Here is a 14,390-nt window from a genome sequence, read left to right on the forward strand (position 1 = left end):
GTCTTATAAAGTTTATTAATCTAAATTAAGGGCAATGGTAAAACGCAATGTCTGAGCTAAAGGATTTGCCTGCTCATTTGGAATCAGGTAAGCAGCATCAAGTCCAAACTTTTGATAGCGTAAACCTAAACCCATTGAGAAATACTGCCGACCGCCTTTGTTAGGATTCTCGTAAAAATAACCTGCCCGGGCAGAGAATAATTCATTGTACCAATACTCTACACCTCCGGAAAGGTTTATTTCCTGTAACTCTTCACTAAATCCTCCTTCTGCATCACCAAAAGAAGAGAAGATACCGCTGATAACAGATTGGTCTCTGTCGGCGCTGGGAGAAGGTACTAATAGCTTGTTTGCATCAACTGTAAAAGTTAAGGAATTATAAGCGTCGAGGTTATATGTTAAAGCAGTACCAAGCTTCAGGTTTGTAGGCAAAAAGTCCTTTTGATCGGCATTGGTGTAAGAAATTTTGCCACCGATATTTGATATGGCAGCTGCCAAACCAAGGTTAAGCGTCTGGTTTAGATCTCTGTTATAGTAAACACCCACATCAACAGCAGCTGTATTTCCAGGTCTTGACTCGTAGTTGCTGGTGCTGCTCACATTTACATTACCGGCAATGTTAGACCGGATAAAGCGGGCACCGATACCTAAACTTAGGTACTCACTTAATGCCTGACCGTATGCAACAGAAACGGAATACTCTTTAGGGTTAAAATTCTGAGTAGGGTTTCTGTTTTCATCTATAAACTGGATTTCTCCTAAATCGAAGTAGAGTAAAGACAAGGAAAGCGCTGATGTTTCGCTAACTCTTTTATAACCTGAAACATAGCTTAATGACATGTCATCTACAATGTTTCTTAACCAAGGGGAATATGAAAAGCTAACACCCAAGTCGTTCGGAACAAAACCTAGCTTAGCGGGATTCCAAAAGGGCGCATTCGCATCTGGGGAAAGAGCAACACCAGCATCACCGAGTGCAGCAGAGCGTGCATCAGGTGCTACTGTTAAAATTGGTACAGCTGTAGTAACAGCATTTAAGTCTGAGCCTATTGTAGTCTGTGCGTAAGTAATAGGAGCTGAAGCAAAGGTGAACAGAAATAAAGCTGCTTTTAAAATTCTACTTCTTTTATACATATGTGGGGCGTTGATAGCTAAATCAAATATAGAAATAATGGGAAAATAATTTAGTTTAATATTACGAGTTTCTCAAATTTAGAGATTTTAGAGCCATCCTGGTGAGAGCGGACATTTACCTTATAAATGTAAACGCCACGAGCAATCACATCATTGTATTCATCGCGTCCATCCCAGGTTAAATCTGCTACGTGGCTTTTGCTACTGAAGCTTGTTGTTTCTAGTGTTTTAATCAATTTGCCAGAAATAGTGTAAATCTGAATCTGAATATCAAGGTCTTCGCCTGCCCTGTTATGATCAAAATGAAAAGTCGTTTTGTTCGAAAACGGGTTAGGATAATTCAATAAGTGCTCTAACGCAATTTTCGCGTCATTTGATACAAAAAACTCTATATATTCCTCAGTAGAATTATTATGCGTATCCCAGGCTTTTACTTTAATAGTATGCAGCCCATCTTCGAGGTCTTTAAAATTATAATTCAATTTTCCTGACTGATAGCTATCTACGTCTGCAGTATAATAGTCGTTCAGGATAAGAGGATTGTCGCGGTTATCGTTAAGTGTGCCGGTAATTTCGTGCCCTATACCTAAACCAGCAGTGTTTATACCGTTTTCATCGTAAAACTTAGCCAGCAAAACAGGATTTCTGCCTGTGTGCCCACCAAACACAAAAGACTCATCATTCATAAATAACTCAATTGTAGGGGGCGTATTATCTGCCGGTACATTTTTAGCTGTTCCACCTATAGTTATTGACGTTGTAGCTCCTAAAGCATCCTGTGTTTGGCTATTGGCATACAAGCTTATTTTCCCTGCACCATAGTTATACGCAATGTCTTTAGGTACAACAAACGAAATATTGTAAATACCATTTTTAACAGAGGCTTGTCCATCGTATATAATATTCTCCCGCAGTTTTACAGGCACAATCTTAGAGTCCTCGTCGCCTAGTGTGTTTAAAGTGGTTTGCTTTTCGTATACTGTTAAATGAATGTTGCCATCGAAGTTATCTGCTTTCACTCCTGATGCAGAAACAATTTGACCTTCTATCGTTATCTTACCCAAGGCACTTAGTGTATCGGTGGCTACATCTGCAGCATTCGTAATACGAGTAACCTGGGCCTGGTAGGTAGGATAAGCTAATTGCATAGATGGGTCAGCCAGCAAGGTGAAGTTTCTGTTGTTTACTCCTCTTGAACCGCTGACATTATCGGTTATGCTTTTATTTTTGGTCTGCTGTACCAGATCCCCAAGCCGTGGCATGCGGCCATTTATAGGTGTAAATGCACTCTGAAAGAAGTTGCGGTTTAATACACGGTTACCGTTCGAGTACACAGGACGTGTCGTGGCTATCAATCCTACTGCACCTCCCTGTTTGTGTAACAAAGCTATTTCTGCGCCTGATACACGTGCCGGATTATCGTAGCGGCCAAATTCGCAGGTAGCTGTAAGCATAAAAGTAAGCTTATCTTTGTTGCGCCAGCTGGTGATTTGTGGCAGGGTTAAAAGCTGTTCTGAAGCTAGCCAGGTTTCATTTCCGTGGCCCGTATAGTTCATAATCAGAGAGCCTTGCTCTGCCGCCTTGTCTACTGCTGCGGAAGCCTCAGGAGAACGTTGACCGTTTGAAACGACTACCTGGCGGAACAGGTCGAGGTAAACCTTGTTATTATTATAAGCCGGATGCTCCTGCTCTATGTAATTAGCCAAGAACTCAGCATCGTCCTGGTGTTCATTCCCGTCGCCATCGTCGGCTATGAAAGTAATCTGGTTCCGCCATTTGCCAAAATGAGACGGACTTTCGTAGGCTATTATTTTATCAACTATAGTGGCAGCTTCGGCAGAGGACTTTACAGGCAAACGCCCTACACCTATATCCAGCAAGTGATCGCCAGAATTATCTTCAGCCCATTCTCCTTCATCATCATCTAAAAAGCCATAGTAGTCTTCGGATGAATAGCTGGTAATGGGGTGCAGAGATTGCCGTGACTGGTAAGCAGGAATGAAATTTGTATTGTTCGGAATCCTGTTTTTAAAATCGTATGAGGTATCGCCAAAGAGCAACAGGTATAGTATCTCGTCTCTTGATTTACGACTGCGGCGGTGAATCATGCGCATAAAATCACGGATCGCTGTCACATCTTGTGCTCCGGAAGAAAATTCGTTATAGATCTCCCTTGTTGTTACCACTACGGTTTTCAGATTGCTGTGCTGCTCCCGGTGCCGGGCCAGCCTGGTGGCTTCCTGCAGGAACAGCGGATGTGTAACAATAACAAAATCTAGATCTCCGTTCAGGTTCAGGGCATGCAGATTTTGGTTTTGCAACTTGCCTAAAGCAATAGGCCTGATGCCGGTACCATTCTGAAAAACCACGAATTCGCGTAAAGTAGTGGTGGAGGTGCTAAAGCTAAGGCCATTTACTGATTGGGTTGCCTGCACAACAGGTTGCAGGTGATTTGTCACATCCCATACAACAGCACTTGCTGGTGCATCTATTTGAAACGTAGTGTTAGCCGCTGCCAGACTTGCTATGGACCTGAAGGCGGTCTGGTTACCGTACAGTTTTAAAAGCCTTTGCACATGCAGCTCAAGGTAGTTTATGTAACCAAGTGCAGAACTACTGCCGGATGAGTTGAGACTAATGTTAGCTTTTAGTTCTGAAAAGTTTCCCAGTGCCTGCTGTGCAACCGTAAAAGAACGGATGTTCTCTATTCCCTCCGGGTGATAGTCGTAGGTGCCCCTGCCGCCAATGCTCTGTGTGCCTAAAGTGTGTGTGTTGAGCGTATGCGTGTATGATGTAGCGGTTGGTGCATTTGCCATCATGGCTGCTTTATACCTGATCGTGGAACCAGGTACAACATCTGTAACAGGAAAAGTGACCTCACGGGAAGCGGTAAAGAAATTAAATTCTTCGCCATACCACTCTCTGCCGGATGGTATCAGCCCTTTGTTGATGTCTCTCTCATGAAAGAATCGTTCATCGTAGCTCGTAATCGTCTGGTTGCTGCCAGCAGACTGACCACGTGTACTTATCCGCATTCCGGCAGTAGCGCCGCCTACTCTTATAAAGTAAAAAGAGGTATCAGAATAAACATTATATTGATGCGAGAACGTGCTTTGGCTGGCATCATAGCTCCAGGTATGCGGCCCTTGTGCATAAAATAAAATATAGTCGCTGTCGTCGAAGCGGCCATCTGATTCTCCGTTAACAAAAATCGCGTTTTCGGCCAGGTCATCTATTCTGGTATCGCTGTTCTTCTGCGGCAGCATACCGCCACCGTTCCCATAAAGTTGAATGGTTCTGGGGTCCAGGCTTTGGGTGTTAAGCCCCAGCGCCTGCAGGGTGGTTTTGTCTATTTTATGAATGCCAGATGCCGTTACGCCTATTTTATACCATTCGCCTGAGCTAAGGGCCGAGGTGTTTTTAATATTACTTGTGTTATCGCGCCGGAGGCTTTGCACCGTCTGGCTCGGTGTGATATAGGTATAGCTGAAGCTCACCAGTTTTTCTACCTGGCCTGATTGTGGGTTTCGGCGCAGAGGAATAACTGAGATCAAGCTCACAGGTACCTTATTTTGCCTGCTGTTATTGATAGTAACGGCGGGTTCAGAACTGATTGCAGCATCTGCATATAGCTTCTGGTCGTCGGCAGACAGTGGCTCATAGATAGGTGCCGTTATCTGAAAATCGTTTATACTGATGCCTGGCAGTTGGAGCTTGTAGTATGGGAGCTGTGAGGTAGCATCTATGCTGGCACCGGAAAAAGACGGAATTTTGCCTGAGGGAAAATTTTGGCTTGGCAGAACGGTTTCGTAGCTATTCCAGTTCAATGCTACTACGTTTGAGGAAGCCTGACCTTGTGCCTTTGCCCCTACAGCCAGCATACCCTGCAGCCATATGCATATGTAAAGAAGTCGGAAAGGCCTCATAATAATGCTGAGTGATAGTAGTGTGTTGCTGTTGCAGATTTAAATTTTAAACACAGCATTACGCTAATTTAACTGATAAAGCCTTAAGTTATTGTGGGATGCCTGCATTACTTAGCGCTGCCTAAGCTCATAAGTAAAAGACTCCATAATAAGATTAGCTAAAAGTTTGTTAGAGATTTTATCTCTGCTTATTTCTTCATTCTCTGCCTCAAGCTGCATGTTGCTGAGCTTGCCAATGCGTACATCGTCTGCCTGGTTAAGCCCAAGATGCCCCAGACCCGGCAGCACTGCTTTTCTTTGCAGGTCTACTAACTCAGGACGAAGCATCATATCAGTGGCGGCAGTAAATATCATGAATGTGATGTTCTTTTAACGATCGATAAAAGTATGTAAAGTACTATAATTAGTGGTACAGCTGCGAATTTAACAAGCGCTAGTAAGATTACCGAAATTCCAAGAAAAATAAAGCGGATAGAGTTGTCTTTCCAGGTCAGGTTCTTGAACTTAAGAGCAAATAAAGGCAGCTCTGCTATCAGCAAAAACGAAAAAATAAAAGTAACGGCCAGCAAAAAGTAAGGGTTCAGAATTATATCTTCGTACAAAAAACCCGAAGTAGCCAGTATAAGCGGAAGCGAAGCAATAAACATGGTACAGGCTGGCGTAGGTACTCCTATAAACGATTCGGCCTGGCGTGTATCTATATTAAATTTAGCTAATCTTAAGGCTGAAAATACAGTGATGATGAATCCGGAGAAAGGCAGTATAGTTGCGGGAATACCAAAAAAAGACGCCCCTGACTGAGACAGTAAGCCAAACATAATAACACCTGGTACCACACCAAAAGATACCATATCGGCCAGAGAATCCAACTGCTTTCCAATTTCTGAATAAGCTTTTATAACCCGGGCAATCATACCATCTAAAAAGTCAAAAATTGCTGCAATCACCACCATGTAGGCTGCATAGGTCAGTTTTCCTCCAAATGCGTAATAAAGAGCCAGGCACCCTGAGAGCAGGTTAAGGCATGTGATTGCGTTTGGTATGTGCTTTTTCATGAAAGGGTATAGCAACGGTTTAATTACCGTAAAAATGGGTTATATTTTTTCTCGTGCCCGATTGTTGTTTCAGGGCCATGGCCAGGGTAAACAGTTACCTCTTCAGGCAAGGTAAACAGCTTTGTGCGGATACTCTGAATGAGAGTGTTAAAATCTCCGCCGGGCAGGTCGGTTCGACCTATACTGTTCTGGAAGAGAACATCGCCGCCGATGCATATTTTCTCTTTTGCATTATAAAATACAACGTGTCCCGGAGCGTGGCCTGGCGTAAAGAGAACCTGAAGTTCGGTAGTACCGAATTTTACTGTGTCGCCTTCTTTCAGATGAGAAGCAGGTAATTCTTCCTGGTACATCGGAAAGCCATAAGCCGGTGCATAAGCCGGCACTGCCCGTAGTGTTTGCAGGTCGTCCTGGTGTATCTCCAGCGCAACGTTATAAGCTTGTGCTACAAAGTGGTTACCCAGTACATGGTCTATGTGGCAGTGCGTGTTAAGCAGCTTTACTACCCGAAGCCCTTGCGCCTCAATGTATTGTTTCAGCTCTTCCTGCTCGTGCTTTTCGTAGCAGCCTGGGTCTACTACTACACATTCTTTTGAGTCGTCGTGGAGTAGGTAGGTATTTTCCTGAAATGGGTTAAAAGTTAGGCAGGTCACTTTCATAGCTATGATATTTATTCACCAGGCAAACTGACAAAATCAGCTTCGAAGTTACAAATTAAAGGCGTACTTGTCGTAAATTGCCCTTATGATTTATGATTTTATAGTTGTTGGCCATGGCCTGGCCGGAGCAATTCTGGCTTATACCTTACGTAAGAAGGGGCATCAGGTAATGGTTATAGATGAACCTAAACCTAATTCTGCTTCCAATGTAGCGGCGGGGCTGCTGAACCCGCTGGCAGGTAAACGATTTGCAAAGTCTTGGATGGCAGATGAGTTTATTCCGTTTGCAGATGCTTTTTATGATGAGCTGGAGAGGCGGTTTCAGAAACCATTATTTTATCATAAGCCGATTTATAAAATATTCTCATCTATTGAAGAGCAGAATAACTGGATGGCTAAAAGTGCCGGAGGAGGATGGGGCGATTATATCCAGGATACTTATACCCAAAGCAAGGGAGAGCCAGCAGTGCACGATGAGAATGGAGGAATCATGATCGGGAGAGGAGGATATTTACAAGTATCGGAGATGCTGTTTTTGCTGGCACAGGAACTTCAGGAGCTTGGCTTGCTTTTGCCTGAACGTTTTGAAATGACACATCTGCAGCTCGATAAGGAGGGAGTCAGGTATAAGCACCTGGTGGCAAAGCACCTGGTATTTTGTGAGGGCTACCAGGTTATACATAATCCTTACTTTAAATGGCTACCTTTACAACCTACCAAAGGAGAAGTCTTAGAAGTAAAAGCAGACAATTTTGCTCCTGAATGTATCTACAATAAAGCAGTTTACGTTGTTCCCGTAGGGGAAGGCAGATTTAAAATAGGCGCAACTTACAACTGGCGTCAGCCTGATGAGCAGGTGAGCAGAGAAGGGGAGCAGGAACTGACGGAGCGCTTTGAACAGATAACCTCCCATACGTATAGTGTACTGGAGCATTGGGCGGGTATCAGGCCGGCGGTGCGGGACAGGAGACCTTTGGTGGGGGTTCATCCGGAGCATGCACAACTGAGTATTTTTAATGGCATGGGCTCTAAGGGGGTTATGATGGCGCCATATCTGGCAGATCATTATGCAGCTTACCTGGCCGGTCAGGCAGAATTGCTGCCTGGAGTAAATATTTCACGATATTTATCGTTATATTACGAATAGAAATAACACTACAAAAATAAATCCAGACGCATGCGTTTTACTACGAAGTTATCGTTGATGCTAATGCTTTGCTGGCTGTCGGGTTTTACTCTGCAGGCACAACCCAACAACGATACATTCGGCAGAAGCCGGATCCAATTCAAAAACTTCGATTGGAAGCTTTACAGCACCCAGAACTTTAATGTGTACTTCTATCAGGATGGGGAGCAGGCGGCCAAAAATGCTTCAGCTTATGCCGAGCAGGAGCTAAAGCGCATTACCAGCTTTATAGGATACTATCCTTACTCTAAAGTTACTCTCATTCTCTACAATTCAGCCACAGACCTGAAGCAAAGTAACATTGGCCTCAACAGCGATCAGTTTGAAACCGGAGGAGAAACTCTTTTTCTGAAGAACAAGATCGAACTGGCTTTTAATGGTACTCAAACTGATTTTAAGCGTGATTTAAGCTATGGCTTAACAGAACTGCTGTTAAACGACATGATGTATGGCGGTAGCTTAAAGGAGGCGCTGCAAAGCAGCTATCTGTTAAAGCTGCCGGATTGGTTTATCAGTGGTGTGGCAGCCTATACAGCAGAAGGCTGGAGTTTGCCAATGGATAATTTCGTGCGGGATATGCTTGTTAAAGATCCTAAGAACGGATCTGAGCAGCTCGTAAAGATGAACCAGGGTTTGGCAGGGCACGCTATCTGGAATTATATTGCAGAGCGTTACGGCTATACCTCTATTCAGAATATACTAAACCTCACCCGTATCACACGAGATGTAGAAATAGGGATTACCAGTAGCCTGAATATTCCTTACAAAAGATTTCAGCAGGATTGGTACAACTATTACATGCAGATCAACAATAGAGCTAACAACCCCCTGGTTTCCTTACCTGAAAACAACAAGCTCTTTAACCAGAATAAGAAAAACCATCATTATACAGAACCTGTTTTAAACCCGGCAGGTACCCTGCTTGCTTATGCTGAAAACGATGAAGGAAGCTATAAAATTATTGTGCAGGATGTGAAGAGCCGCCGTACCCGTGAAGTATGGAAAAGTGGCTATAAAGCAGTAGACCAGCAAATAGACTATAAGCTGCCTGTATTAGCATGGCGCACTAACTCCGAACTGGGTTTTATAGAAGCGAAAAAAGGGAAAATGACGCTGCGGCAGGTAAGTGCCAGAGACAGGCGTTCCCGTATTCCTTTCTACGACGAAGTAACTACGCCTGCGGCTACCCTGGGAGACTTTTCGCAGGTGCGTGATATGAGTTATTCTGAAGATGGGCAAAGCATTGTGGTAAGTGCAGTTATAAACGGCCAGTCAGACTTGTTTCTGCTAAGGAGCAATGGGCGGGTTTTAGACAGGCTTACAAACGATATCTTTGATGATATAAATCCTGTTTTCCTGAAGAATAGCAATAAGATTGCCTTTAGTTCTAATCGTTGGATAGATACTACTGCAACAGCAACTGCTGCCGGGTTTACGGCGGTGGTAAATAACTATGATATCTTTTTATTAGAGAAAACAGGGCGTGAGGCCAACCTGGAGCAGCTGACCTCTTCTATAGCCAGTGAAGTTCGCCCAAGAGCTACCAATGATGGTGGTTTTATATATGTAAGTGAAGAAAGCGGCATCCGGAGCTTGTTTAAGTATGATATGGCTACAGGCAGAGCGGTTCCGTTCTCTAACTTTTATCAGAACATTGAAAACTTCGACTATAACGCCACAAACAACACACTGGCAGTTACAGCCAATGACCTGGCGAAGAGCTTTGTTTACCTGTTTCCTGATTTTGAGGCAACAGCTCTTGATACCTTACCTAAAACTTCCAGACAGATCATACTGGAAACTCGTGCCAGAAATCCTTCTCTAAATCCTGCAAACTCCAGCAGGCGCTTACTGGAAAACAATAACAGGAGAAGAAGAACCCAGAGGACAGACGGAGAAGTGAATATTGAGAACTATGAGTTCAATTCGGATCAGGCACAAGAGGCGACACAAAATAGTAATGCAGGTACTACGCAAAGAAGAGCTTCGGGTGCAGGTAATAGTAGTATGGCTGGCCCAATTGACTACGATCTGCGCTTTAGTGTGCAGGAAATTGTTACAACCGTTTACTCAGACCCGCTATACGGCTTCGGAATAGTAGCCGGCGTTAACATGAGCGACCTGTTTGAAAACCATACTATCCGGGGGCAGGCTTTCCTGCGCACCTCCGATCTGAAAACCAGCCGGATATTCGGTGAATATATGAACCGCTCTCACCGGTTTAACATGGGCTTCCAATACAGAAGAGATGTAATTTACGGGTCGTACTACAATCTACCTGATTCTTATGTTTGGTATGGCAAAAATGAGATTTCGCCCGTGCTTGTATATCCCCTGACCTATAGCACTAGCTTAAGGGCGCAGCCACGGTTTGCCAATACCCGCTTTACTTATATCAATAATTTCCCGCTGCCCGACAGCGTGAATAATTTCTGGGGCGGTAACCTGGAACTGGTATTCGACAACAGCATTGTTAAAGGAGTAAATATGTTGGAAGGCACCCGCTTTAAAGTGGGCGTAATGACAATGAAAAGCTTCTCTAACTCAGCCGTAAACTTTAATAAGTTTTACTTCGATTTTCGCCGGTATCAGAAACTACACCGCCAAATTACATTAGCTACACGACTGAGCTATGGCGCTTTCTTTGGCAATGCTCCTAAATCGTATCTGATTGGTGGCATGGACAACTGGCTGTTTGCAAGCCAGGCTGAGGATAATGAGCGGAACGACATTACCATTGGTGGACCAGCTGACCTTCTGTATATGGAATATATTATGCCTATGAGAGGGTTTAATTTTAATGCCCGAAACGGCAGCAAACACCTGTTGGCCAATATTGAGTTGCGGGTGCCAATTGTGCAGTATTTATATGATGGGCCAATTCCTTCCGGCTTTTTCAGGAACCTACAGTTTACCGGCTTTTTTGATGCAGGATCTGCTTACGATGGTATCAACCCTTTCTCAGGCAATAACTCAATTAATACCCGTATAGTTGGTGGTGAGAGTACAACAGGTAATAACCCATTTGAAATTACAGTAATCAATTATCGGAACCCCTTCCTGATGGGATATGGTGTTGGAGCGCGAAGCAGTCTTTTTGGAGTATATGGCAAGCTGGATGTAGCCTGGAGCCAGGATGATGACATCTTTAATGTAACCACAGAATCAAGAAGAGGACCTAAATTTTATGTTACGCTAGGATACGATTTTTAAAGACATAGGTAATTTCTCTTATAATAATATAAAAGCAGCGGCCCCGCTTATACTTTTTAGTAAGCGGGGCCGCTGCTTTTGTAAAAGCCTGGTTATGCAAGTTCGTCTGTCAAAACTGCATAATGTGGGTCTTCTAGTATATTTACTTCTACCATGTCTCCTGCTTTGGCTAACAAGCGTCTGCAGTCTGGGCTTAAGTGGCGCAAATGGAGTTTTTTGCCTGCATTTAAATATTTTTCCGTTAGCTTATTTAAAGCTTCAATACCAGAATGGTCTACCACTCTCGACTCTTTAAAATCAACTATAACTTCATCAGGATCGTTGGCGATGTCGAATTTCTCCAGGAAAGTAGAGGTAGAACCAAAAAATAGCGGGCCGAATATCTCGTAATGCTTTGCGCCTTTTTCATCTACATACTTACGCGCTCTGATCCGGATGGCGCTGTCCCAGGCAAAAACAAGGGCAGCAATGACAACACCAATGGCTACAGCAATAGCTAGGTCGAATACGACAGTAAGTACAGTTACAGCTACCAGTACAATAGCATCAGATTTAGGAATTCTGCGCAATACTCTAAAGCTTGCCCATTCAAACGTGCCAATTGCTACCATAAACATTAGGCCTACAAGTGCGGCCAGAGGTACCATTTCGATCAGGCTGGAAGCAAAAACAATAAATACCAGCAGCATAACTGCGGCAGTAATTCCAGATAAACGGGTACGGCCACCGGAGCTAACATTGATAATACTTTGCCCGATCATTGCGCAACCACCCATGCTACCAAAAAAGCCGGCTACCACATTGGCTGTTCCCTGTGCGATACTTTCTTTATTGCCACGTCCGCGGGTATCGGTCAGTTCATCGACAAGCGTTAAGGTTAACAGCGATTCCAGCAGGCCTATACCTGCCAGAATAAGCGAGTAAGGGAAAATGATCTGCAGTGTTTCCAGGTTCAGAGGTACCATCGGAATGTGAAACTGAGGTAAACCTCCTCCCACAGATGCCATATCGCCTACTGTTCTGGTGTCGAGGTTAAACCCGATAGCCACGGCCGAAACTACTACAATAGCTGTAAGAGCGGCTGGCACTGCTTTGGTAAGTTTTGGTAATACAAAAATGATGAACATGGTAAGCGCAACCAATCCCAGCATAATATAGAGTGGCGTTCCTGTAAGCCAGGCTAAACCACCGGTGGCAGCAGGTATTTTAAACTGCCCGAATTGAGCCATAAAAATGACGATAGCCAATCCGTTTACAAAGCCATAAATAACAGGCTCCGGTACCAGGCGAATAAATTTACCTAGCCGGAGTACCCCGAAAAGGATTTGGATAATCCCCATCAATACAACAGCTGCAAATAAGTACTCTATACCATGTGTGGCAACCAGACTTACCATAACAACGGCCAAAGCACCGGTGGCGCCAGAGATCATGCCTGGTCTTCCGCCAAAAACGGAAGTAATAAAGCAAACTATAAAGGCGGCATATAAGCCAACTAAAGGTTCTACACCTGCCACAAAAGCAAAGGCTACTGCTTCTGGTACTAAAGCCAGAGCAACCGTTAAACCAGAGAGAATTTCATTTTTATAGTTAATCTCTCTAAAGTTAATAGGACTGTAAATCATACTAAATGTACTATAATAGTTAAGATGTATACAATAGAAAATTGTACACGCGCGAATACTTCAAATAAGAATGAGGAAAAGGAAGAGGTTAAAAAGCCTCAGGGAGCGTGAGGATCAGGGTGGAGTAAGAGCGATAAATAATAAGGGGCTTTCCATAACAGCTGCAAAGGTAGCTTTTTTCAGGGGTTGAAACCTTACTCTTCTTTATAAAACTTAAAAACAATTATTAGTATGCCATGGCTGATGTCATCAACAAAATCTTAGGGACGGTTAGACTTTGGAAAAACAACTACACCTAGTTTTATCGTGCAGAGTAGCATAAAAATTCATGGTTGAACGACGATGATTAACTTGTAGTTTTGGGGGCTTTAGTGCTCCGACTGCGTAAAAGTGAATAATAATACTTAATTTGCCAAAATATCATTTAGTAGAGATTTATGTTACAGTCTATGACAGGCTTTGGCAGTGCCCGCCTGGATACCGACCAATTTTCGATCACAGTAGAGATTCGTTCGCTTAATTCTAAAGGCATGGATTTGAGTGTGCGTTTACCGCGCTTTCTGGCAGAGCACGAGTATGAAGTCAGGAATTTAGTCACAAAAGCATTAGTACGGGGAAAAGTTAGCATAAACATCGACCTAACCCGAAACAAAGCCCAAAAAGCAAAGAATAATATAAACAAAGAGTTATTACAGGCTTATTATACGGAGCTGAGCGATGCCGCAGATATGGTGGGGGCATCTAAAGCAGATCTTTTTCGCCTTGCCCTTCAAATGCCTGATGTACTGCAGCAGGAGCAGGAGGAAAGTGGCAGCGGAGCAGGTGAGTGGAGCCTGATTCAGCCATTGTTGTCTGAAGCCATTGAGAGCATTACAACATTTAGAGTGGATGAAGGCAAAGCACTTACAGCCGAAATTATTTCTTATATCGACCGCATCCGTATTTTGCTGGCAGAGGTAGAGAAGCATGATCCGGTGCGTATGGAGCAGATTCGGGCACGTATAAAAGGACATTTAGCAGATATTTCCAGCTCCGATCATTTCGACGCGAACCGTTTTGAGCAGGAAATGATTTATTTTATGGAGAAACTCGATATTGCAGAAGAGAAGGTAAGGCTTTTAAACCATTTACACTACTTTACCGAGACAGTTTACCTGCCAGAGCCAACAGGCAAAAAGCTAGGCTTTATTTCGCAGGAGATCGGTCGTGAAATCAATACGATCGGTTCCAAAGCCAACGATGTTACCATACAGCATCATGTAGTGGAAATGAAGGAGGAGCTGGAGAAGATAAAAGAGCAAATCAACAATATCTTATAGGCTAATACAGCTTACAGCTAAAGCAGCTCTCGCAGGAGGGCTGCTTTTTTTATGGCTGTTGATGTATGCTCCGAATAAGGTTAACAGTGGTATAGCATCAGAATAGTGTATAACATAAGAGCTATACGTGGTGTCGAAGCAAGAATTCATAAAAGTTTTCGGGTTGTCGGATGTTACTTTTAACTACTTTCTGGCTTAACTATACTTGGTATAGTTGTTTCTAAAAGTGCGGGCAAAAAGTAGCTACACTATAAATAGAATAATTTTGCAAAA

At 43.5% G+C, this 14,390-nt stretch carries 9 protein-coding genes; 3 read left to right on the forward strand and 6 right to left on the reverse strand.

The window, feature by feature from the left end; translation table 11 throughout:
• Positions 1-15: 15 nt before the first annotated feature.
• The 5 genes from porV to C1N53_RS19635 all read right to left on the reverse strand — a co-directional run bounded on the left by porV (position 16) and on the right by C1N53_RS19635 (position 6,774).
• Positions 16-1,134: a type IX secretion system outer membrane channel protein PorV gene (gene porV, locus C1N53_RS19615; RefSeq protein WP_137760928.1), complete on the reverse strand. Its 1,119-nt coding sequence runs from the start codon at positions 1,132-1,134 to the stop codon at positions 16-18.
• A 50-nt stretch (positions 1,135-1,184) separates the two neighbouring features.
• Positions 1,185-5,060 (reverse strand): type IX secretion system sortase PorU, encoded by a 3,876-nt coding sequence (gene porU, locus C1N53_RS19620; RefSeq protein ID WP_137760929.1) that lies wholly within the window; start codon positions 5,058-5,060, stop codon positions 1,185-1,187.
• Positions 5,061-5,171: 111 nt separating this feature from the next.
• Positions 5,172-5,414 (reverse strand): phosphoribosylformylglycinamidine synthase subunit PurS, encoded by a 243-nt coding sequence (locus C1N53_RS19625; RefSeq protein ID WP_137760930.1) that lies wholly within the window; start codon positions 5,412-5,414, stop codon positions 5,172-5,174.
• Positions 5,411-6,115 carry a CDP-diacylglycerol--serine O-phosphatidyltransferase gene (gene pssA / locus C1N53_RS19630; RefSeq protein ID WP_137760931.1) on the reverse strand — a complete coding sequence of 235 codons (705 nt, stop codon included), beginning with the start codon at positions 6,113-6,115 and terminating at the stop codon, positions 5,411-5,413. Before pssA ends, C1N53_RS19625 begins: the two co-directional genes overlap by 4 nt.
• Positions 6,116-6,138: 23 nt before the next feature.
• Positions 6,139-6,774: an MBL fold metallo-hydrolase gene (locus C1N53_RS19635; RefSeq protein WP_137760932.1), complete on the reverse strand. Its 636-nt coding sequence runs from the start codon at positions 6,772-6,774 to the stop codon at positions 6,139-6,141.
• 85 nt (positions 6,775-6,859) lie between these two features.
• Between C1N53_RS19635 and C1N53_RS19640 the strand changes: the two genes are divergently transcribed.
• Together C1N53_RS19640 and C1N53_RS19645 are read left to right on the forward strand one after the other, a co-directional pair.
• On the forward strand, positions 6,860-7,921 hold the full coding sequence (locus C1N53_RS19640; RefSeq protein WP_137760933.1) for an FAD-binding oxidoreductase: 1,062 nt from the start codon (positions 6,860-6,862) through the stop codon (positions 7,919-7,921).
• A 30-nt stretch (positions 7,922-7,951) separates the two neighbouring features.
• Positions 7,952-11,173: a hypothetical protein gene (locus C1N53_RS19645; RefSeq protein ID WP_137760934.1), complete on the forward strand. Its 3,222-nt coding sequence runs from the start codon at positions 7,952-7,954 to the stop codon at positions 11,171-11,173.
• A gap of 92 nt (positions 11,174-11,265) precedes the next feature.
• Here the strand turns inward: C1N53_RS19645 and C1N53_RS19650 are convergent, their stop codons facing one another.
• Positions 11,266-12,798: a SulP family inorganic anion transporter gene (locus C1N53_RS19650; RefSeq protein WP_206077586.1), complete on the reverse strand. Its 1,533-nt coding sequence runs from the start codon at positions 12,796-12,798 to the stop codon at positions 11,266-11,268.
• A 437-nt stretch (positions 12,799-13,235) separates the two neighbouring features.
• Here C1N53_RS19650 and C1N53_RS19655 point away from each other — a divergent pair, with 437 nt between their 5' ends.
• On the forward strand, positions 13,236-14,117 hold the full coding sequence (locus C1N53_RS19655) for a YicC/YloC family endoribonuclease (protein ID WP_137760935.1): 882 nt from the start codon (positions 13,236-13,238) through the stop codon (positions 14,115-14,117).
• The last annotated feature ends 273 nt before the right edge of the window (positions 14,118-14,390 follow it).

Origin of the sequence: Pontibacter sp. SGAir0037, from assembly GCF_005491705.1 — a bacterium.
Lineage (GTDB): Bacteria > Bacteroidota > Bacteroidia > Cytophagales > Hymenobacteraceae > Pontibacter.